Consider the following 20,265-nt stretch of genomic DNA (forward strand, 5'->3'; position numbering starts at 1 on the left):
TTTATCCTACTATTTAACTCGGAATTAACCCGAATATATCTATGACTATACCGTGCTCTTAATCACAAAATAAGCAAAAACTAAATTAATCAAATATTCAATTGCTGTCTCGGGCCGACGCCAAACAGCAGTGAGCTGAATCATCCGACTCACGGGAAGAATTTTTCACCCTAACTCACAAAATTATTTGCTTTTCTACCATACTCTTTTTAGTTAGAAAGTCGTTAGGAACAACAAGAGGAATTCGTTATGGCTCATATTACTGAAGTCGTGCCCAACGATACTGAACTTGAGGCAATGACCACACCAAGAAACAGCAAAGCCGCTGAGGCAATGCAGCATAGACGCGAAGTCAAAAAGCGTTTAGAAGACTACCTCGAGCGGGCGGAGTTAAAACGTGCATTGGGAGATGACGATTTTTTCTAGCCAATTCTATCTCGCTATCTCGTGGTCAAAATGATGGGATGATGATCTCAGTCGGTGATCATTTGTGTCGAACTCACTGAGTTTTGGCCACTAAAATCGAATATCTCACCCAGCCAATAATGCTGGGTGTGACTCTGCTTCAGCTCACTAATCTCCAGATTTAATATCGCGTCATCACGGTCATTTTTACCACTCTTGTCAGCTTGAGTTTTGATTAACAAGCATTCAGCCTTAACACACTCAAATAACTCATCACTGTCATGCTTTGCTCCAATCAATCTATTTCTATATCAAGAACAAAGCAGCTTTAATGTCATATCAATAAAATATTATTAAACAGATGGTTACTTATTTATGTCCCATAGACATAGCGCTAGAATTATAACAAGTGCACCAAAATGATTCACAAAATCGATAACAGCTAATTTATTTAATCGGTATATTTTCTCAGCTAGCCTGCGAATCAATATGAATAAATGAGGTTTAAGGCTATGATTAGCCACATCTCTCTCGCTGAAATTACCTGCAGGATATACGGGAATGTCTGAGTCGTTAGCCCAATATCAACAAGATCTACGCCGTTTTTCCGATGAATTAATTCGCATTCAAACGCCAATAAAAATCTTAGATGCCATTAAATGGCCGCGGGAAATGGAGGAACGTTTTCTCTCCAATAAGGGCACGGTACTTCCGGCTATCAAGCAAGAGTTCTATCAAAACATTGCTTTACCTTTTGATCCTGTTAAAACCCAAGCTGAGCTAGCCTCCCTAAAACAGGACATCCATAGACGTTTGGGTAAACGAGACAAACTCGGCAAAATATTAGTGGCAAACGTCGATCAGTATCGCCTTGTCATCGATATGTTGGGGAACAGAGGCACGCCAACCTTTGGTAAGCTCAGCCAAGAATTGTACGGCAGTGCTAGCCATAAACTGCATGGCGATCGCCATACCTTGCGCCAGTTAGGCGATAAACTCAGCTACATTTTCTCGCTGCCCGCAGCGAGGCACATGAATAAACATCACCCTAAAATTATTAGCGCGCCAGAAGCGGTTAACGTGCTCAGCCAACGTTTAGAAAAGTACTTCCATAGCGATGATATGCGTGTACGCCTAAGTGACGGTATCGTCTCTGACGCTGCAGTCGGTGGCGATACCGTTAAGCTCAATAGCAAAGCAATGTTCAGCGAATCGGATCTTAATGTATATGAAGTTCACGAAGGTTGGGTGCATGTCGGCACGACGCTAAACGGCCGAGCTCAACCCCACGCCACTTGGCTCAGTGTCGGTTCTCCCCGCGTAGCAGCAACCCAAGAAGGTCTAGCCGTTTTACTGGAAATGCTGACGCTAAGTTCAAATCCAGGACGGGCTCGGCGAATTAGTGACCGTGTTGCCGCGGTCGATATGGCTGAAAATGGTGCTGACTTTATAGAGGTATTCAATTATTTCAGAGGATTGAATCTAAGTGCGACAGACAGTTACCGTGTCACCCAAAGGGTTTTCCGTGGTGGTATGGTGGAAGGCGGCAGTTTCTTCACTAAGGATATTTCCTATGTGCGTGGCTATGTGGAAAACATTAACTTTATCCGCAGCGCCATAACCTCAGGCCTTCCTGAACTCATCCCTATGCTATTCCTCGGTAAATTGGCGATTGAAGATATCCCCGTGTTATACCAAGCTTGCCAAGAGGGCATTCTGACTACGCCTAAATATCTACCGCCCATGTTTGATAACTTTAGTGGTCTTTATGCTTGGTTTGGTTTTGCATCAGGTTTAGCAGGAATCGATTTGAAAGGTGTACAGCGCCATTTCACTCGCTTATTTAAAGACGTACCGAATGTCGTCCCGACCTTTGAGTTACTCGATGATACTGAATTTGACAACAACTCTGACTAATACAGTAACCTGATTGATTTAAAATAAAAAAGCTCACAACTATGTGAGCTTTTTTATAAAACTAAACGCTAATCTTCGATAGAAAAACCTTCACCATTACATTCAAAATACAACTCATCGCGAGCTCGCTTTGCCACACGTGTAGAAGATAATGGCATTTCCACCCAACTTTTGAACTTGCACTTTCAACTCTTTTAAGGCTTCCACACTAACTGCGGCAGTGCATTTAAATCCAATCGATCACCCTGGGTCGCAATTGCTATAGCCTTTGGTTTAGTCTGAGGATCTTGGTTAATCACATCGACTAATCCATGCTGCGCCTCGGGTTCTCCATGGACTAAAATTAACGGCGGTTGGCCTTCAAAATGGTGATACCAACGTAATAACTCTGCTTGATCCGCATGGGCTGAAAGTCCACCCACTGTGTGTAACTTAGCCGCGACTTTAATGCTGTTACCATGAATAGACAGTTCCTCAGCGCCATCGACGAGGGCGCGCCCCGGTGTTCCAAGCGCTTGATAGCCACAAATAATCACATCACATTCTGGGCGCCATAGATTATGCTCTAAATGGCTACGAATACGTCCACCGTTACACATGCCGCTCCCTGCAATAATGATCAATCCCTTATGCACGTCGTTCAGCGCTATCGACTCTTCGGTCGTTTGGATAAATTCGACATTCGACAACAGCGGATGCTGCCCAGGATGTTGGCGGGTAAAGCGTTTAAAGTCCTCATCCATCAGCGGATAATTATTAACGTAAACGCGGGTCGCCTCAATTGCCATCGGACTATCTAGGCAGATTTTCCAACGGCCGAGATCCCATTCTTTAGCATATAAATGAAATAGATATAATAACTCCTGTGCTCGTCCAACCGAAAAAGCAGGGAGCAATATATTGCCTTGGCTCTCGTTGACTGTCTTAGCAAAAATGGCTTTCAATTCAGCTAAGGTATCCGTCCAACTGCGGTGAAAACGATTGCCATAGGTGCTTTCCATTAAGACTAAATCTGCCGTATCCACTAAGGTAGGATTACGTAAAATCGGCATACCTGCACGGCCAAGATCGCCACTGAAGACGATTTTCTTCTGGGATTTGCCCTCACCTAACCACAACTCGACTAAAGCGGAACCTAAAATATGCCCTGCATCTGAGAGGCAAATATCCACATGGGGAATAACCCGAATCACTTGACCGTATTCCAATGGTACAAATTGGGTTATCGCAAGTTCAGCATCTTCAACGGTGAATAGCGGTTCTAGGGGGTCAAGATCATGTTTAGCACGCTTTTTATTGACTCTTTCGGTATCGCGGGTCTGCAGCATAGCCGCATCTTTGAGCATGATGGCGCACAGCTCTGCCGTGGCTTTATGGGTGTAAATAGGCCCATCAAAACCCGCTTTGACTAAGAGTGGTAAACGCCCAGAATGATCGATATGGGCATGGCTAAGCACGACAGCAGAAATAGACTCAGGATCAAATGCGAAGGGATCATGATTACGCAACTCATCAGATTTACCGCCTTGGATCAAACCACAGTCGAGCAATAAGTGTTCATGATCAACCGAGAGTAAATGACACGAACCCGTCACTTCCTCTGTCGCCCCTAAAAACTGCAATGTCATTCGCATGGTGTCCCTCCAAGGTGTTTATCTCATATAAAGATAGACTATGCCCTTATTCCTAAAACAAAAAGGATTAATTAGTCACGTGCGAGCAATGTCAACTTTAGCTGTAATGCTTAGTCATCAATAACCTAACAATGGGTACAACTGACCTTGACGTACCGTTTTGCCAGCGTTAGCAATAGTGCCATCGCGCAGCCATTGTTCGAGCAAGATCTGCAAAGGCTGCTTGACCTCTGCGGCCGTCATTCCAGCGCTAATACTTGGGCTATAGAGTAATTTAAGCAAAATGAAATCGAGCCCGGTGAGTAAGTCCTGCGGGGTTTTGTCGTTAAAGATGGAGGGAAATACTTTCTCTGAATCATTGGGTAAACCAAGCACTTGGGTAATCTCTTCCACTACGCAAGCCACTAACTTACCGTGCATTTTGGCTTGATCTACAGGAATAATAATCCAAGCACGTTCAATCTCTTGCCGTGAATTGAGAGCAAACTTTGCCATACACACAGAGCCATGGACATTTTTCGCCGAGCTAGGTCCCATTAAGCGCATCACCTCACTTGCCCATAGGGATTGACGGGTAAACACTAAGTGCAGATTCGCCTCTGAGAGCGTATCGACCCGTTGAATATCGAGGCCGGTGATCTGGCCTAAGTGTGTTAAGTGCATCAACACTAATTGAGTGTGCAGCGCCTTATCACCCACTTGATGCTCAATAAACACTCGTACCGGTATGCGCCACTTACGCACGCTATGTTTAGCAAGGTCATACTCATTTTGTAGGGCGACTTCACTAAATGCTTGGGTGATATAAGCGGAGTTTTTCCAATCCGTAGCGGGCGTTAATACTTGGGTTAATCTGGGAGATGTTTGAGCAGCAAATAAAGGTAAAGCTAATAAACTTAGCGTTAGAAAAAGCCCTAAACGAAACCGACGTACAGTAAAAAATAACCAACTGTAGAAACGTGTTAATACCCTAAGCCACTTTTGCATTGGCACTCATCCCGCAACTTGACGAGGTCACTGAATCAAAATCATAGCAGTGATACTGATAAAAGAAGTCGAAATCTGCAAACAACCTCATACAACATAGACTTAATAAACTCGCCCAGATAATGCAATGCTGACTAAACAGTAGCCAATAAAACCCCATAATAAAATTACTACACAAAGCATCAATGCATTGTTTTTAAACACATTATATTTAATATCATTAATCGTATACTGATGATATTACACCACCATTGCCAAGGATTCAGGATGACAATGGTGTGCATTTTTAGCTTAAGCGCTTTCTAACGAGCATACTCCGTGCAACTATTCAGCGAGTCAGCGAGCTCTAGTCCCTTAACCACCCCTCAACTTCATCGCGCGTCGGTACTGAGCCGCTATGTATGAGCTCACCATCGATCACTACCGCAGGGGTTTTCATCACTTTAAATTTCAATAGGCTTTGAGGATCTGTGTCCTTTTTTACAATCACATCCACACCCATTTCTTCTGATATGTCCGCAATCATCTCAGCGGTTTTGCTACATTTAGCGCAACCACTGCCTAATACTTTGACTTGTTTCATGTTACTTCCTCAACGAACTGTGCTGCAAAATTAAAAATTTCAACCTACTGTCATACTCGCAGCCACATATAGCAAGGTAAATTTCCAGCCAAGCAAACTCATAGACAAGAGTATGGCAACATCTATAGCTCAATTCATGCCACAATAAGATAACTGCATTATCAGTTGTATTGTATTGATTGCTATTAATTTCTATCTCTAAAGATAAACAAATATTTATAAACCATCTGTTATAAACACTACCAAAAAACTAAATCAGTACAGCCTAGTTTTTCATAAAATCACAATACTCTAGTTAATTTCACGACTCACAAAAAATAATCTTGATAACACAATAAATATTAATGCAACCTAAATTAGATGCTTGGTGAATATAGCTAAAACAGTCAATATTTTACTTGATTATTATTTAGGTATTTCCCCGTCATCATTTATCCACACATCTCGTGACCCATATCACTTATTGCAACATTTAAGATTGATCCTACATCACTAAACACTAGTATCTGCTATGTTGCGGCTGCGACACGATTTATCAACATATTATAACAATTACGGAAACCTCCCTATGACCTGGACCCAAACATACACGCCACTCGGTAGCTTGTGGCTAACCGCAATGGTTGCTTTACTGCCTATTGTGTTTTTCTTCCTAGCCTTAACTGTGTTAAAACTTAAAGGCTATATCGCTGGGGCATTAACCTTATTAATTGCCTTAGCAGTCGCGATACTCGCCTACAAAATGCCTATTAGTATCGCGCTTGCTTCTGCTATATATGGTTTTAGTTATGGGCTATGGCCAATTGCTTGGATTATTATTACCGCAGTATTTTTATATAAAATCACCGTTAAAACAGGTCAATTTGAGGTTATTCGCTCGTCAGTCATCTCAGTCACGGAAGATCAACGATTACAAATGCTATTGGTTGGCTTTTCATTTGGAGCCTTCCTCGAAGGTGCTGCTGGTTTTGGGGCACCTGTTGCTATTACAGCTGCGTTACTTGTCGGGCTTGGATTCAATCCATTGTATGCAGCAGGACTTTGCTTAATCGCAAATACGGCACCCGTCGCCTTTGGAGCTATGGGTATCCCAATTATCGTAGCAGGTCAGGTTTCATCACTAGACCCATTCCATATTGGACAACTCGCTGGCCGTCAGTTGCCAATTTTATCGATTATTGTCCCCTTCTGGCTCATCGCAATGATGGATGGCATCAGGGGAATACGTCAAACTTGGCCCGCAACATTAGTAGCAGGCGTTTCATTTGCGATTACCCAATTTTTGACCTCAAACTTTATCGGCCCCGAATTACCCGATATTACTTCGGCGTTAGTCAGTCTAATTTGTTTAACGTTATTTTTAAAAGTCTGGCAACCAAAAGAAATATTCACTTTCTCAGGAATGAAACAAAGAGTTACTACCCCTAAATCTACTTTTTCTAATAGCCAGATATTTAAAGCATGGTCTCCCTTTATTATTCTCACAGCGATTGTAACCCTGTGGAGTCTTAAAGATGTACAACTGGCATTAAGTTTTGCCACTATCAGTATTGAAGTACCTTACTTACATAATCTCATTATCAAAAGTGCACCTATTGTCGCTAAGGAAACCCCTTATGCAGCAATATATAAACTTAATTTATTAGGCGCTGTTGGAACAGCCATTTTAATCGCAGCAATGATCTCAATTGTGGTCCTTAAAATGTCAGTAAGTAATGCACTGACATCCTTTAAAGACACTTTAATTGAATTAAAATTCCCGATATTGTCGATTGGATTAGTATTAGCATTTGCCTTTGTCGCTAACTATTCAGGTCTATCTTCAACCTTAGCACTCGTGCTCGCTGGCACTGGCGTGGCATTCCCCTTCTTCTCACCATTCTTAGGTTGGTTAGGTGTGTTTTTAACAGGTTCAGACACCTCATCAAATGCCCTATTTGGCGCGCTGCAAGCCAATACAGCAAACCAAATAGGTGTAACACCGGAGTTATTAGTCGCCGCAAACACTACGGGAGGAGTAACGGGCAAAATGATTTCGCCACAATCTATTGCCGTTGCTTGCGCTGCAACGGGATTGGCAGGTAAAGAATCAGATCTTTTCCGCTTTACGCTAAAGCACAGTCTATTTTTCTGTACTTTCATTGGCGTGATCACAGTACTCCAAGCATACGTAGTCCCTTGGACATTAGTGTTTTTCACTAAATAAAGCGATATCTAAGATATATTAAAAGCCGAGTGATAAACCACTCGGCTTTTTAGATTGGAATGGATATAAAACTCACTCTGCGATGAAATTCGAATGGGTTCAATTAAGCAAAGTAGCAAGGCAGCTTTATTAATCCCAGTGAAGTCATACAATCAAAGTCTAGGTTGTCATTCTTGTCGTAGATAACTACTCGGTACATTGATGACAAATGCAACTTAAGCCAGCAACTTTGCCTTATCCTTACCTAATACGCCTTTTAGCACTAAAGAGTTAAAGTGCAATGGTTCCAGCTGCGGCCATTAGTCACTTGCAGTATCAATGGGATCCATTCGGATAGAGATCTAAATACTGGCTCGATAGCGTTAATCAACACTGCAAGCTCCTAATCGTTTATCTCATGGTTAAACAATCACTTGATGATAGGTTTCCACATGGTATGACTCGACTAATTCGGGCATAACTTGGTGGAAATAGTGTTGAATTGCATCTTTAGCGCAGTGCTCATCAAAGGCGGCAATATCGACAAACTTCTCTACAAACGTCACACGGCGTGGTTCATCACGGCTCACATTGAGTTCGTAACGAATACAACCCGCTTCGCGGCGCGTATCAGGAATAAGGCTCGCGAGCGCCGCGATCAACGCTTCGGTTTTGCCCTCTTTAGCCAGAAAACTCGCCACGCAGGCAATTTGCTGTTGATTGATTTTATAGTCCGTTGAAGTCGACATCTCAGTTCCTTATTGGCTTAATGTTGAATGTTTATGTGCCTAGCTTTTGTTGATCGCTTATGTTGATAATTGATGTAGATAACTCATATTGATAGCCGCTTATGCTGATTGGTAGCGCATATCTAAATGGGGAATACCATCTTCTAAATACATCTCAGAGCAGGCGACAAAGCCGAGTTTTTGATAGAAAGCTTTGAGGTAATCTTGGGCGCCAATTTGGATCCCCGCTTCGGGCCATGTCGTCAGTGCCGATTCAATGGCGTGCTGCATTAAAGGCATGGCCAGTCCTTTGCCTCGTCCCGCTGGCGATACCACCACACGGCCGATACTCGCCTCTGGATAACTCAATCCCGGCGGCAAAATACGCGCGTAGGCAAGCAGTTCCCCGTCTGACGATAAGCCGAATAAATGCTGGGTTTCTGGGTGCCTATCCTTATCGTCAAGCTCTGGATACGCACAGGACTGCTCTACCACAAACACATCGACTCTTAGCTTCAATATGTCGTATAGCCTATTGGCATTTAATTGATTAAATGTAAGATTTTGCCACTGCAAACGATATCCCTCTGCAAATCATCGAAAAAGAGCTTTGAGTCTACCACAGCATAAAGACCATAAAAAAGCGCCTTAATCCGTGAGGACTAAGGCGCAAAACTGTTGCGCAAACCAATAGATCTGGGGAAATCTATGGCAACAACAGGATAACGAAAAACGTTATTACTCAACCATGGCATCGTGGGCCACAGGCCCTGTCGGTTTACGGATCAGCAGCACAGCGAATACGGCGATGAGTAGCAGAGCGCCCATGATGTAAAACACATCGTTATAGGCCTGAATATAAGCTTGCTGACTCATGGTTTTGCCCAGTAAAGCTTTCGCCTGCGCGGCGGCGGTATAGGGATCAGAACCTCCCGCCTGCAACATGCTTGCGCTTTGGGTTAAATAATCCTGTGCTTGTGTGCTCACTGCGGGTAAAGATTCCTTAATATGAGCCAAATGCCCGCGCGACAAAGTGTCAGTCAGGGTCGCCACCAGCGCGATACCAAAAGCACCACCTAAGTTACGCATCACGTTTAATACCGTCGATGCCGAGGCATTTTCATGGGGTTTTAAATGCATGGTCGCAAGCATTCCAATTGGCACCAGAATAAAAGGCTGACCTAATGCCCGCACTACTTGCGAGGCGATCATCTGCGGTCCGGCATAATCTGCGGTCATCTGGCTATTCATGTAATAGCTAATGGCGAACATTAAAAAGCCAAAGGCAGCGAGATAACGACTATCGAAGCGCTCCATCAATTTCGGCACTAAGGGCAAGACCAATAGCTGCGGAAATCCCATCCACATAATCACGCCACCAATCTCTAACGGTGTGTAATCATGGACTTGTGATAGATAAAGCGGGATCAAGTAAATAGCGCCGAATAGTGCCATCCCCAGTAAAAAATACGCCACGGTGGAGAGCACAAAATCACGCTTACCGAGCAGGCGCAAATTCACTAACGGATCTTTACGCCTTAACTGGATCCAAACAAACAACACCAGATTCACGACGGCAATAATGGCCAGATTACGAATGAGTTCTGAACCAAACCAGTCCTTGCGGTTACCTTCTTCGAGCACCACTTCAAGGCAACCCATCCCCAGCGCCATAGTGACTATGCCCGCCAGATCGACATTCTTCAGCTTATCCCAAACGACCGACTGCTTCTCTAAACCGTAGGCCAACATGGCCATCACCAACAAACCCGGTGGCACATTGATATAAAACAGATAATGCCAGCTAAATTGCTCGGTCAACCAACCGCCTAAGGTCGGGCCGATTGAAGGCGCAAAAGTCGCCGTCACGCCAAATAACGCCATGCCGACGGCACGTTTGTTATCGGGTAAAAACTCAAGAATAAGCCTAAAGGCTAACGGAATAAGCGCACCACCAAAAAAGCCCTGTAGCGCCCGAAAGGCGATCATGGCCTCTAAGTTCCACGCGATTGAGCAAAGCACAGAAGCAAAGATAAAAGCAGCCGTGGTCCATAACAGATAACGCCTGACCGACAATCCCGTGCTGAGCCAGCCAGAGAGCGGGATCGCGATCATCTCAGCAACCAGATACGCGGTTGAAATCCAACTGCCTTCTTCGAGCGTTGCCCCAAGGCTGCCTTGAATCTCCTTCATCGATGCATTAGTGATTTGAATATCGAGGATCGCCATAAAGGCGCCGATCAAACCACCAAATACCGCAATCCATGAACGGCGACTGCCACGCTCATAATCGGTAGGCTTTCTAGGTACACTGATGCCCTGCGCCTCCATATCGGCAGACGCAGTGATAGAGCCAGTTGCGCTCATACTAACGACCTGTATTTGCAGCGATTGCCGATATTGCAGTACCCGACGCCGTATCCACTTTCACGACCGCACTTAAGCCCGGTAGCATGTGTGCTTCTTCCTCAGACAAATCTAAGCGAATACGCACGGGAATACGCTGCACGATTTTAGTGAAATTACCTGTGGCGTTTTCCGCAGGCAGTAGACTGAATTTGGCTCCGGACGCCGGTGACAGACTATCGATAACACCTATAAAGGTTTTGTCGGGAAACGCATCGAGACTGACCTGCACCGACTGTCCTGGTTGCATATGTTGGATCTGGGTCTCTTTAAAGTTCGCCGTGATCCACACAGCCCCATCCGGAACCAAACTGTAGAGTGCTTGGCCGGGCTGCACGTACTGCCCCACCATAGCGCCACGTTTACCAATCACCCCAGAAAAAGGTGCGGTCACACGGGTATCATTTAACTGAATTTTCGCCAGTTCTAAAGTCGCATTGGCCTGTTCAACCACAGAACCCGCCTGATCTAATTGGGCATTAAAAACCGCTAACTCACGTTGCTTTGCCACTAACACGGCTTGAGCTTCATCGAGACGGGCGGCGGCAGAATCAAATCCGGCCTGTAGTTGATCGACATCATCTTGGGAGCTGTAATTACTGACTTTAAGCTTTTTTGAACGGCTCAATTGTTGTTGTGCCCGTATTTTATCGGCCTTTGCCGCCACCACGCCTGCGCTGGCTTGAGTGATTAACGCCCGTTGCAACTCCACCTTTGCAGCTAAGGTTTGCAAGTCCGCCTTCGCACTCGCCTGTGAGGCTTCGGCTTGACTCACTTTGGCACTAAACTGGTTATCTTCTAGCTGAGCTAATAACTCACCCTTTTGCACATGCTGGTTATCGGTTACATCGCTTAACACAACGTAGCCGGGTACTTTCACGCTGATATGGGAAATATCGGCCTCAACATAAGCGTTATCAGTGGTTTCGATAAAACGTACCTGTGTCCACCAGTAATAACCGCCTCCCGCAACTGCAGCGAGTAACAGTGGAACGGCGATAATGAGTTTACTTTTGGACATGAATGACTCCTTGATTAGTGATATCTAGTGTACTACTGTCTCACTAAGTTTATTAGTCAGTAAAAAATTAACCCACTGTTTCACAGGTGTAACAATGATGGATCTCAATCGCGTGCAAATTTTCGCTCAAGTGGTCGAGCAAGGCAGCTTTACGGGTGCCGCCAAAGCCCTTGGGCTCACTAAGGCAACCGTCAGTCGCAAGATAGCCGAGCTCGAAGCCGATACCGGCACACAACTGCTGTTTCGCACCACCAGAGCCCTAAAACTCACCGAAGCAGGATCGAGTTATTACAACAGGATCAATAAGATCCTCACCGATCTGCAGAGCGCTGAAAATCAGCTCAGCGCCCAACAGCAATTGATTAAAGGCAATCTAAAAATTGTCTGCCCAATTGAATTAGGCCAATTGTTTTTAGGGCCTATTTTCGCGCAGTTTTTAACGCTTTATCCCGAAATCACCATAGAGGCTGAACTCACCAACCGTAAGGTCGATGTAATAGAAGAAGGCATCGATCTGTTATTTCAAATTGCCGATTCGGGTGACACTCGCCTGCAAAGCTATGCCTTAGTCAACGCCCATAAATCGCTCATGGCAAGCCCAGCTTATTTAGCTGCCCATGGAACGCCCAAGGTGCCACAGGACTTAGCCAAACATAAAGCGATTCGCTTGCAGTCGGCGCATATCGAAGGTGCGTGGAAATTATTCGATGGTAAAACTTGGATTGTCGCCGAGCCCAAGACTCAACTGACGGTAAACAATGTCACCCTCGCTCGCGAGGCCGCCATTGCGGGGCTTGGGATCACAGCGGTGCCGTCCATCATAGCCCAAGTCGCATTAGAAAAGGGCGATTTAATCCCGCTACTAGATGACTATCCAATGGTGCAAACTAAGGTAGTGCTTAGCTATCCACAGCGGGCGTATCTACCGCGAAAATACCGCGTCTTTATCGAATTCATCTATAGCTCCCTATTTAAACGTTGGGGATCGCAAGTCTTAGAAGTCCCTGATTTTATCGGCCATGCCGATCTAGATGAATAAATCGAATACCCCAAACAGTAACAATTGTTACTTTGTAAAGTGTAAATCATTGCCTTGAGGATAAATCCTCTATGTCAGAATTGCCTTAATCCATAAGCCCCTATAAGCTTGGCAAGGTAACAGGCTGCAAAAGACCTTAGGTTTTCCTGATACAGTTTGCACAATAAAATTTAACATTTAATCTCAATTTTGGAGGAAACCTAATGAGCTTAATTAAAGAGTTCAAGGCTTTTGCGTCCCGTGGCAATGTGATCGACATGGCCGTTGGTATTATCATAGGTGCCGCATTCGGCAAAATCGTCTCGTCCTTCGTGGCCGATGTCATCATGCCACCAATTGGCATCATCCTAGGCGGCGTGAATTTTAGTGATTTGAGCATAGTGCTACAGGCAGCTCAAGGCGATGCGCCTTCTGTGGTCATTGCCTATGGCAAATTCATTCAGACTATTATCGACTTTACGATTATCGCCTTCGCCATTTTTATGGGTTTAAAAGCCATTAACACCCTAAAACGCAAGGAAGAAGATGCGCCTAAAGCGCCACCAGCACCGACCAAAGAAGAAGAGTTGCTGTCTGAAATCCGCGATCTATTGAAAGCTCAACAAGAAAAATAATCTCAAACTTGAGTGTCACGCATAAAAAACCCATCTCTAGAGATGGGTTTTGTTTTTTACATCAGCGAGATAAGTGATTACTCAGCTTCAACATGCACAGTTTCACTGTAATCTTGCACTACTTCTGCCACCCGAATGCGATAAGAGTTAAACAAACAGGGCACTATACCCGTTTGCTCAGCAATGCTGTGGGCCATCTGATTACGCCATTGGGTGATGGAAGCTTGGTCCTCCCAGAACGACAGGCTCAGTACTTTGCCATCGTCGGTTAGGCTCTGAAAACGTTCGATCGAAATCAATCCCTTGCGGCCTTCTAAATATTGGCGCATTTCAGCCGCCACGTGCAGATACTCTTCCTTCCCTTCCTTTGTCGGGATGACTTCAAAAATTACCGCAATCATAATGTTCTCCAGAAATGAATGTCCTTAATGTCGACTCTAAGACTAGCCCATCTATCACTCTTTAGCTCACTGATTTTTAGAGTTTTAGTCAATGTGATAACCCTGTCTACAACGAAGGCAATAACCCGAAACATAACAAGTTATTGCCCACGATGACGGCTTACTTGTGATTAACCGAGCTCATCAATGCGCTTATCGCCGCGATATAACCAGCGATACAAGGTCGGCAAGACGAGTAAGGTCAGCGCCGTCGAGCTAAACAAGCCACCGATAATCACCACTGCCAAGGGCTTTTGGATCTCACTGCCGACACCCGATGACAATAAAATCGGGATCAAACCTAAGGCCGAGGTCAGTGCCGTCATCAATACCGGCCGTAAACGCCCAACCGTGCCCTCATAAACACAATCATAGAGTGCTTCGCCGCTTTGCCTGCGCTGATTAATCGAATCCACCAGCACCACACCGTTGAGCACCGCTACCCCAAATAGAGTGATAAAGCCAATAGAGCTAGGCACAGATAAATAAGTGCCACTGACATACAGGGCCACTATGCCGCCAATCAAAGCTAAGGGCACGTTCGCCATGATGAGCAACACTTGCTTGAATGAACCAAAGGAGAAGTACAACAACAAGGCAATCAAAGCGATAGAAATCGGCACCACTAGCATCAACTTTTGCTGCGCTCGCTGCTGATTCTCATATTGGCCGCCAATGATCACTGTATATCCCGCAGGCAAATCCGCCTTTGGCACTAGAGCATAAATATCTTTTACAACCGAGCCCATATCGCGTCCCGCCACGTTGGCCTGCACCACAACACGGCGCTGCACATCGTCACGGCGAATATTCGGCGGCGCCATTTCCACTTCGACGCTGGCGACTTCCCCTAAGCGCACTGTGGCGCCATTTGTACCACTGAGTAATAAGTCTTTAATCGCATCAGGGCTTTGGCGAAATTCGGCCGCGAGTCGCACATTGATGTCGTATCTGGCATTGCCATCGATCACTTGCCCTGCACTCGCGCCGCCAATGCCTTGGCTGACGAGGCTCATCACTTGATCGACACTGATGCCGTAACGCGCCAATAGCTCGCGTTTGGGGCGCACGACTAATTGCGCCTCACCGCTCACTTGCTCAAGCGACACATCCACGGCACCGGGGATTTTCGCGACAAGATCGGTAAGCGCTTGGCCTTTCTGTGACAATACTGCTAAATCTGGGCCGAAGATTTTGATCGCTAACTGGGCTTTTACCCCCGAAAGTAATTCATCTACCCGAGTCGCAATCGGCTGCGAAAAGGTCAACAAGAGTCCAGGGAACACGCTGAGCTTTTCCTCCATCAAGCGTTGCAGTTCCAAACGCGAGCTTGCCGACTGCCACTCTGCTATCGGTTTCAAGCCAATATAGACTTCAATATTACTCACAGGCTCGGGATCGCCGCCCAATTCAGGTGCACCAATGCGGCTCAGGGCATATTCCACCTCGGGAAATGCTAGCAAAATAGCCTCAAGCTTAGGTGCTACTTGAAGCGAAGTACCTAAACTCGCCGTCGGTGCCAGCGTCACCCTCAAGTTAATCGTGCCTTCCTCCAGTTCAGGCACAAATTCGGTACCCAGCCTTGGTAGCAATAATAGACTCAAGCCGAACATCACCAAGGCGCTGAGCATCACCACCTTTGGCCTAGCAAGCGTTGCCGTCAGTAACTTGCGATAAGCGGCATCCAGTGGCGCTAAAATAACACTTTGTTTAAGCATCACACCGCGCTTAAACAGATACACGGCAAGGGCTGGCACGGCGATCAGCGCCACCAGCAGCGCCGACATCATAGCCAAAATAATACTGACCGCCATCGGCTGGAACAGCTTGCCTTCAACGCCTTCGAGTGCAAACAGCGGCGCAAATACGACGATAATAATGGCGGTGGCGAAGAAGATTGGACTACACACCTCTTTTGCCGCGAGCATTATCCGAATAACCATATTCGATTCGCTGACATCACCACTGGCTTTAGCGCCATCCTCCTCACTGTGATAGGGATCGTCCTCACCATCGGCACGCGCCCTCGCCTCAGGTAAATGGCGGCGATCCGGTTGGGTTAAGTGTTTGAAAATATTCTCTACCATCACCACAGAGCCATCGACTAACATACCAATCGCCACTGCTAAGCCGCCGAGCGACATCAGGTTTGCCGACAGACCATAATAGGACATCACCATAAGCGCGAGCCCGATAGACACTGGAATCGACAGCAACACCAACAAGGTCGCACGGATATTGACGAGGAACAACGCCAAGATCACCACGATAAACACAAAGGCCATTAGCAGCGCATCGCGCACTGTGGTCACAGCCTTATCGACCAGATCCGCTTGGTCGTAAAACACCTCAAAGGACACGCCATCGGGCAAGGCCTGCTCAATAAGGCTCACCCGTGCACCAATATCGTCAATCGTCGCCTTAGTGTTTGCCCCCATGCGTTTGAGCACGACACCAGCCACCACCTCACCGAGATTTTGCACTTGGCCTGATTCATCGCGGCGCGTCATAGTCACAGCCCCGACACGGATCTCGCTGCCGAAATCCACCTGAGCGATATCGCCAATACGCACTGGCGTGCCGCTGGCTTCGGTCAGAGGGATCTGCGCGATCGCCGTTAATCCAGCGTCTCCTGCGGGCAACATGCCATAGCCGCGCACCACAAGTTGCTCTTGGCCTTGGTCCATAAACCAACCGCCAGCGTTGCGGTTATTGCTCTCTAGCGCTTCTGTCACCTGCGCCATAGACAAGCCATAGGCACGCAGTTTATTCGGGTCGACCTGCACTTGGTATTGGCGCACATCGCCACCAAAAGACAAGACTTCAGTCACGCCGCCCACGGGCATCAATATCAACTTCACCAGATAATCATTTAAGCTACGCAGCTCGGCGGCATTAATGCCAGAGTTAGGTTCTGCACGCAGAATATACTGATAAATCTGCCCTAATCCCGAGGTATTGGGGCCGATTTCCGGCACTCCGACGCCGCTTGGGATCATCTCCCGCGCCGCCTGCAACTGTTCAAACACTTGCTGACGAGCGAAGTAAATATCCGTCCCCTCGGCAAATACCACAGTCACAATCGACAAGCCGGTACGCGATAACGAGCGCACCTCAGTCACAGCTGGCAAGGCGTACATGGCCGATTCCACCGGATAACTGATAAGTTTTTCCACCTCTTCTGCAGCTAAGCCTTCGGCCGCTGTATTGATGGTCACTTGCACGTTAGTCACATCAGGAAAGGCATCGAGATTCAACTTAGGTAACATGGCCACACAGCCCACAATCACGGCGAGCAGAGCCAATACCACTAACAGCCGATTTTTAATCGCGGCTTCGATTAACTTTTGCAACATAGAAAATCTCCAAAATAAGGGCGCTCATATTAGTGGGCGTGAATATCAAAGCCCGCTTTCGCCTGCTCGGATGCCAAGAAGAACGCGCCAGCCACCACAACATTGAGCTGTGCCTGTTGGGCTTTTTCAAGCTCAGGTCCACGCACTAGACTCAGACCACGTTGACGCTGCACCACTTCTACCTCAATGGACTCGAAGCCATCCTCATCTTGAATAAAAATCTGCCAATCGCCATCGCCGCCACGGGTCAACGCCGTATCGGGCAGCACTATGCCACTGCCGTTTGGATCGGTAGTAGAGCCAGCAAAATAGAGTTCAGCAAATTGCCCCGCATGCAACACATGATCAGGATTGTGCATACTCACCAGCACTTGCTCGGTGCGCGTTACGCTGTCGAGTTCATGGGAGCGACCGATGATCTTGCCCGCCAACGTCTTATCCCCTACTTGCACTAAAGCTGAACTGCCAACCTGGATATGCGTAGTTTGAGTTGGGGTTAACTGCGCCTCAACCCATAAATAGGATTCATCGGTCAGTTGCATTAAGGATGTGCCCGCGCTAAAAACTTGACCTAGCATGGCGATATCCTGCTGCACTCGGCCGTCAATTGGCGCTAAGAGTTGATAACTGCCTATGGCTTCAGGCGTCGATTCCAGTGCACGAATTTGCGCAGGCGTCATCTTAATTGCCTCTAAAATCGCCCGTTTAAGTTCGGCATCCACCTGCGCCTGCATCCGCCGACTGACGCTAACCGCACCTTCACTCATGCGTTTGACTCGGCTCCATTCGGCGGCTGCATTGATGTAGTCCGCCTGTGCCTGCGCAACGGCGGCGCCACCCAAGGTAAGTAAAGGCTCACCTTTTTTCACTTCTTGTCCCGGCACCACATGGCGCGCCAACACACGCACATCGAGCTGCGGCGCAAGGGTCGCGGTTCGATCGCGATCCACCACTAAGGTCGCCGTCGCCCTAATATCGAGATTCAAATTGGCTAGGTTCAAGCTATCGCTCGACAAAGGTAATAAGCTAATCCCCGCCAAGGCTTGCTGCGCTTCGGTCAATTTCAGCGCTTGTTCGCCGTGTTCATCCGTCGGCGCCGTTTGCGTTACCGAATCGCCGCTTTCCTTAACGACGGGTGCGTGATCACCGCCAGCCAATACAGGCTGAGCGAGAAATGCCAGCGTGCTCAGCACGAATAATGCGAGCGCAATTTTTGATAGGTTAAACCGACGCTTTTCAGACGTCGTTACAGCATCCAGTTGAAGGATATTTTCGTGGTGAGTATTTGAATTCATTATTGTGACCTCATGGGTTTACTGTGCGTGCGGCGGCATTAGATGTTATCGAAGGTGCTGCATTTAGCTTTTCTATAATGAGCTTTTCGATAAAAGGCATAAGCTGGCCGCTTTCGCCCATCCAAGTTAACCAACTTTGATAGATAGCCGTTTCTAGGTTTAAGCCCACCAAATAACTGGCGGCTAACTGACGACGGCTCTGTAAGTACTCGCTAGTACTCACATCCCCCGCCTGCCATTGTTGGCTTAAGGATTTAGCGGCTTTAGCACCTGACACTTGCACTAACTCGCGCCAGTCTTGGTAACGTTCGAGTAAACGCGGTAACGCATAGAGGAATTGTTTCTGCTTAGCGGTAAGCACTCGCTCACGGGCAAGATAGCCTTGCTCCGCGATAGCGATGCCCTTATCGGCTACGGCTTGCAACTCACTGTAGTTATTGCGAACTTGTAGAGGAATCGACACGCCGACACCGAGCTTATTGTCCGTGCCTTCCTTTTCAGCGCCTAGGCTAATAGTCGGGTCAGCCGAAGCTTCCGCTTTGACTTGCATGACATTAACTCTGGCGAGCAGCACTTGCTGATAAGCACTCGCCAGTGCTGGCAAGGCTGATGTAGAGGTGCCCAACTCGGCCGCTGGCGCTTGCTTAGCCTGAGTCACAAAGAAATGGATCTCTTTGATAAACTCACTAAAAGCGAAATTATTATCCCCAAGTAATTCAATTACTTTGCCATCGGCCACTAAGACCACCTGCTCGGCTAAGGCGTAGTCGGCAGTATTAGAGGCGACTTCGAGTTGTATCAATTGCAGCTCGACGTTAGACAAATCCCCCGCCGCCAATCGCTGCTCAGCAATATTGAGCTGCGCCTTGGTGAACCTTAATTGCTGCTCGGCAAAGGTCAGCGCCTTACGGCTTTGCGCCTGTTCTGCCAAGGCCAGTAAGCGTTCGGCCAACATTTGGCTACGCTCTAACCCTATGTCTGCTAAAAGGATTTGCGCTTCAAGCTCGGCACGCTGTGTCGCCACGCCGCGCTTGTCACCCCAATCGAGGGTTTGACTCAGCCCTAAGCTATAAGCATCTGTATCAGCATTTTGATAATTAAGCCCAAGTTCTGGGTTATACACAGCGCGATCTGCCGCCTGAATGGCCAGTTTGGCCTGTTGCTGCCTTACAAGCTGTGCCTGAACTTCAGGTAACTGATTGAACTGTGTGAGTAACTCAGGCAACCATTGGCCAAAGTTGACATGTGCCGTGTCGGTTTCTTTGGCGGGTAAGCCCAGTGATTGCGCCTTAAATGCCTCAACTTCAGCGGCTTTGATTTCAGGGGCATTAGCTTCAGAGGCTTTGGTTTCAAGGACCTTGACTTCAAGGACGTTGACTTCAAGAGAGTCATTTTCTGCCGCGAGGGCAAAGGCTACCAATCCGGCGGCCAATACTAACCCACAGCTAAACAAGCCCGATCTAAATAGACAAACTAAAGTACGGGCGAGAATCGTTTTTTTCATCGCAAATCCTAACAATATCGAATGTGGATCGGCTGGCTTTTGCGCCCAAAGCGAAACGGCTAAATGTGAGCTTCATTTAAATAGCTCAATGCAAAGCAATCATATCGTTCTGGGCATGGCAAATAAGCGCCGATCGAATCATCCCGCCAAG

Annotated in this window: 17 protein-coding genes; 5 read left to right on the plus strand and 12 right to left on the minus strand. The window is 46.9% G+C overall.

Going from position 1 to position 20,265, the window contains the following annotated elements; translation table 11 throughout:
* Window positions 1-249 precede the first annotated feature (249 nt).
* Entirely contained in the window at window positions 250-426 is a 177-nt protein-coding gene (locus L5M49_RS12880; RefSeq protein WP_006079984.1) for a PA3496 family putative envelope integrity protein, read from the plus strand.
* Between the two features lie 47 nt (window positions 427-473).
* On the opposite strand, the gene L5M49_RS12885 is transcribed toward L5M49_RS12880, so the two are convergent.
* Window positions 474-647, minus strand: coding sequence for a hypothetical protein (locus L5M49_RS12885; RefSeq protein ID WP_263266208.1), 174 nt, complete (start codon window positions 645-647; stop codon window positions 474-476).
* 319 nt (window positions 648-966) lie between these two features.
* Between L5M49_RS12885 and L5M49_RS12890 the strand changes: the two genes are divergently transcribed.
* Complete coding sequence (locus L5M49_RS12890) at window positions 967-2,322, plus strand: flavohemoglobin expression-modulating QEGLA motif protein (protein ID WP_105250320.1); 1,356 nt, start codon at window positions 967-969, stop codon at window positions 2,320-2,322.
* Window positions 2,323-2,516: 194 nt separating this feature from the next.
* Here the strand turns inward: L5M49_RS12890 and L5M49_RS12895 are convergent, their stop codons facing one another.
* The 3 genes from L5M49_RS12895 to L5M49_RS12905 all read right to left on the minus strand — a co-directional run bounded on the left by L5M49_RS12895 (window position 2,517) and on the right by L5M49_RS12905 (window position 5,526).
* Entirely contained in the window at window positions 2,517-3,956 is a 1,440-nt protein-coding gene (locus tag L5M49_RS12895) for an MBL fold metallo-hydrolase RNA specificity domain-containing protein (RefSeq protein WP_263235848.1), read from the minus strand.
* A gap of 117 nt (window positions 3,957-4,073) precedes the next feature.
* Window positions 4,074-4,943, minus strand: a complete 870-nt coding sequence (locus L5M49_RS12900; RefSeq protein WP_263266209.1) for a DUF2927 domain-containing protein — start codon at window positions 4,941-4,943, stop codon at window positions 4,074-4,076.
* Window positions 4,944-5,289: 346 nt separating this feature from the next.
* Window positions 5,290-5,526, minus strand: coding sequence for a thioredoxin family protein (locus tag L5M49_RS12905; RefSeq protein ID WP_028761824.1), 237 nt, complete (start codon window positions 5,524-5,526; stop codon window positions 5,290-5,292).
* 568 nt (window positions 5,527-6,094) lie between these two features.
* Between L5M49_RS12905 and L5M49_RS12910 the strand changes: the two genes are divergently transcribed.
* The gene (locus L5M49_RS12910) at window positions 6,095-7,732 is read left to right on the plus strand and encodes a lactate permease LctP family transporter (RefSeq protein ID WP_263266210.1); all 1,638 of its coding nucleotides are present in this window, start codon (window positions 6,095-6,097) and stop codon (window positions 7,730-7,732) included.
* A gap of 401 nt (window positions 7,733-8,133) precedes the next feature.
* On the opposite strand, the gene L5M49_RS12920 is transcribed toward L5M49_RS12910, so the two are convergent.
* The 4 genes from L5M49_RS12920 to L5M49_RS12935 all read right to left on the minus strand — a co-directional run bounded on the left by L5M49_RS12920 (window position 8,134) and on the right by L5M49_RS12935 (window position 11,866).
* Window positions 8,134-8,460: a putative quinol monooxygenase gene (locus L5M49_RS12920; protein WP_263145443.1), complete on the minus strand. Its 327-nt coding sequence runs from the start codon at window positions 8,458-8,460 to the stop codon at window positions 8,134-8,136.
* A gap of 99 nt (window positions 8,461-8,559) precedes the next feature.
* Complete coding sequence (locus L5M49_RS12925) at window positions 8,560-9,015, minus strand: GNAT family N-acetyltransferase (RefSeq protein WP_263266211.1); 456 nt, start codon at window positions 9,013-9,015, stop codon at window positions 8,560-8,562.
* Window positions 9,016-9,177: 162 nt separating this feature from the next.
* Window positions 9,178-10,806 carry a DHA2 family efflux MFS transporter permease subunit gene (locus tag L5M49_RS12930; RefSeq protein WP_263266212.1) on the minus strand — a complete coding sequence of 543 codons (1,629 nt, stop codon included), beginning with the start codon at window positions 10,804-10,806 and terminating at the stop codon, window positions 9,178-9,180.
* A gap of 1 nt (window position 10,807) precedes the next feature.
* Window positions 10,808-11,866 (minus strand): HlyD family secretion protein, encoded by a 1,059-nt coding sequence (locus L5M49_RS12935; protein ID WP_219234765.1) that lies wholly within the window; start codon window positions 11,864-11,866, stop codon window positions 10,808-10,810.
* A 94-nt stretch (window positions 11,867-11,960) separates the two neighbouring features.
* Here L5M49_RS12935 and L5M49_RS12940 point away from each other — a divergent pair, with 94 nt between their 5' ends.
* Both L5M49_RS12940 and mscL read left to right on the plus strand, forming a co-directional pair.
* A complete protein-coding gene (locus L5M49_RS12940; RefSeq protein WP_173496249.1) occupies window positions 11,961-12,905 on the plus strand; it encodes a LysR family transcriptional regulator in 945 nt (314 codons plus the stop codon).
* 203 nt (window positions 12,906-13,108) lie between these two features.
* Window positions 13,109-13,519, plus strand: a complete 411-nt coding sequence (gene mscL, locus L5M49_RS12945) for a large-conductance mechanosensitive channel protein MscL (RefSeq protein ID WP_105250328.1) — start codon at window positions 13,109-13,111, stop codon at window positions 13,517-13,519.
* Window positions 13,520-13,596: 77 nt separating this feature from the next.
* On the opposite strand, the gene L5M49_RS12950 is transcribed toward mscL, so the two are convergent.
* From L5M49_RS12950 to L5M49_RS12965, 4 genes are all read right to left on the minus strand, one after another.
* Window positions 13,597-13,920, minus strand: a complete 324-nt coding sequence (locus L5M49_RS12950) for an antibiotic biosynthesis monooxygenase family protein (protein WP_025008611.1) — start codon at window positions 13,918-13,920, stop codon at window positions 13,597-13,599.
* A 170-nt stretch (window positions 13,921-14,090) separates the two neighbouring features.
* Complete coding sequence (locus L5M49_RS12955) at window positions 14,091-17,315, minus strand: efflux RND transporter permease subunit (protein WP_173496248.1); 3,225 nt, start codon at window positions 17,313-17,315, stop codon at window positions 14,091-14,093.
* 29 nt (window positions 17,316-17,344) lie between these two features.
* Window positions 17,345-18,610 (minus strand): efflux RND transporter periplasmic adaptor subunit, encoded by a 1,266-nt coding sequence (locus L5M49_RS12960; RefSeq protein ID WP_263266213.1) that lies wholly within the window; start codon window positions 18,608-18,610, stop codon window positions 17,345-17,347.
* Between the two features lie 10 nt (window positions 18,611-18,620).
* On the minus strand, window positions 18,621-20,114 hold the full coding sequence (locus L5M49_RS12965) for a TolC family protein (RefSeq protein WP_263175259.1): 1,494 nt from the start codon (window positions 20,112-20,114) through the stop codon (window positions 18,621-18,623).
* Between the last annotated feature and the right edge of the window lie 151 nt (window positions 20,115-20,265).

Origin of the sequence: Shewanella sp. SM74 (genome assembly GCF_025653725.1) — a bacterium.
Taxonomy (GTDB): Bacteria; Pseudomonadota; Gammaproteobacteria; order Enterobacterales; family Shewanellaceae; genus Shewanella; species Shewanella oncorhynchi.

What these genes read in the sequence shown, in the direction of transcription:
- L5M49_RS12880 (WP_006079984.1), top strand. Translation starts at nt 250, where the DNA reads ATGGCTCATATTACTGAAGTCGTGCCCAACGATACTGAACTTGAGGCA.
- L5M49_RS12900 (WP_263266209.1), bottom strand. Translation starts at nt 4,943, where the DNA reads ATGCAAAAGTGGCTTAGGGTATTAACACGTTTCTACAGTTGGTTATTT.
- L5M49_RS12895 (WP_263235848.1), bottom strand. Translation starts at nt 3,956, where the DNA reads ATGCGAATGACATTGCAGTTTTTAGGGGCGACAGAGGAAGTGACGGGT.
- L5M49_RS12910 (WP_263266210.1), top strand. Translation starts at nt 6,095, where the DNA reads ATGACCTGGACCCAAACATACACGCCACTCGGTAGCTTGTGGCTAACC.
- mscL (WP_105250328.1), top strand. Translation starts at nt 13,109, where the DNA reads ATGAGCTTAATTAAAGAGTTCAAGGCTTTTGCGTCCCGTGGCAATGTG.
- L5M49_RS12965 (WP_263175259.1), bottom strand. Translation starts at nt 20,114, where the DNA reads ATGAAAAAAACGATTCTCGCCCGTACTTTAGTTTGTCTATTTAGATCG.
- L5M49_RS12905 (WP_028761824.1), bottom strand. Translation starts at nt 5,526, where the DNA reads ATGAAACAAGTCAAAGTATTAGGCAGTGGTTGCGCTAAATGTAGCAAA.
- L5M49_RS12950 (WP_025008611.1), bottom strand. Translation starts at nt 13,920, where the DNA reads ATGATTGCGGTAATTTTTGAAGTCATCCCGACAAAGGAAGGGAAGGAA.
- L5M49_RS12935 (WP_219234765.1), bottom strand. Translation starts at nt 11,866, where the DNA reads ATGTCCAAAAGTAAACTCATTATCGCCGTTCCACTGTTACTCGCTGCA.
- L5M49_RS12890 (WP_105250320.1), top strand. Translation starts at nt 967, where the DNA reads ATGTCTGAGTCGTTAGCCCAATATCAACAAGATCTACGCCGTTTTTCC.
- L5M49_RS12920 (WP_263145443.1), bottom strand. Translation starts at nt 8,460, where the DNA reads ATGTCGACTTCAACGGACTATAAAATCAATCAACAGCAAATTGCCTGC.
- L5M49_RS12955 (WP_173496248.1), bottom strand. Translation starts at nt 17,315, where the DNA reads ATGTTGCAAAAGTTAATCGAAGCCGCGATTAAAAATCGGCTGTTAGTG.
- L5M49_RS12930 (WP_263266212.1), bottom strand. Translation starts at nt 10,806, where the DNA reads ATGAGCGCAACTGGCTCTATCACTGCGTCTGCCGATATGGAGGCGCAG.
- L5M49_RS12940 (WP_173496249.1), top strand. Translation starts at nt 11,961, where the DNA reads ATGATGGATCTCAATCGCGTGCAAATTTTCGCTCAAGTGGTCGAGCAA.
- L5M49_RS12960 (WP_263266213.1), bottom strand. Translation starts at nt 18,610, where the DNA reads ATGAATTCAAATACTCACCACGAAAATATCCTTCAACTGGATGCTGTA.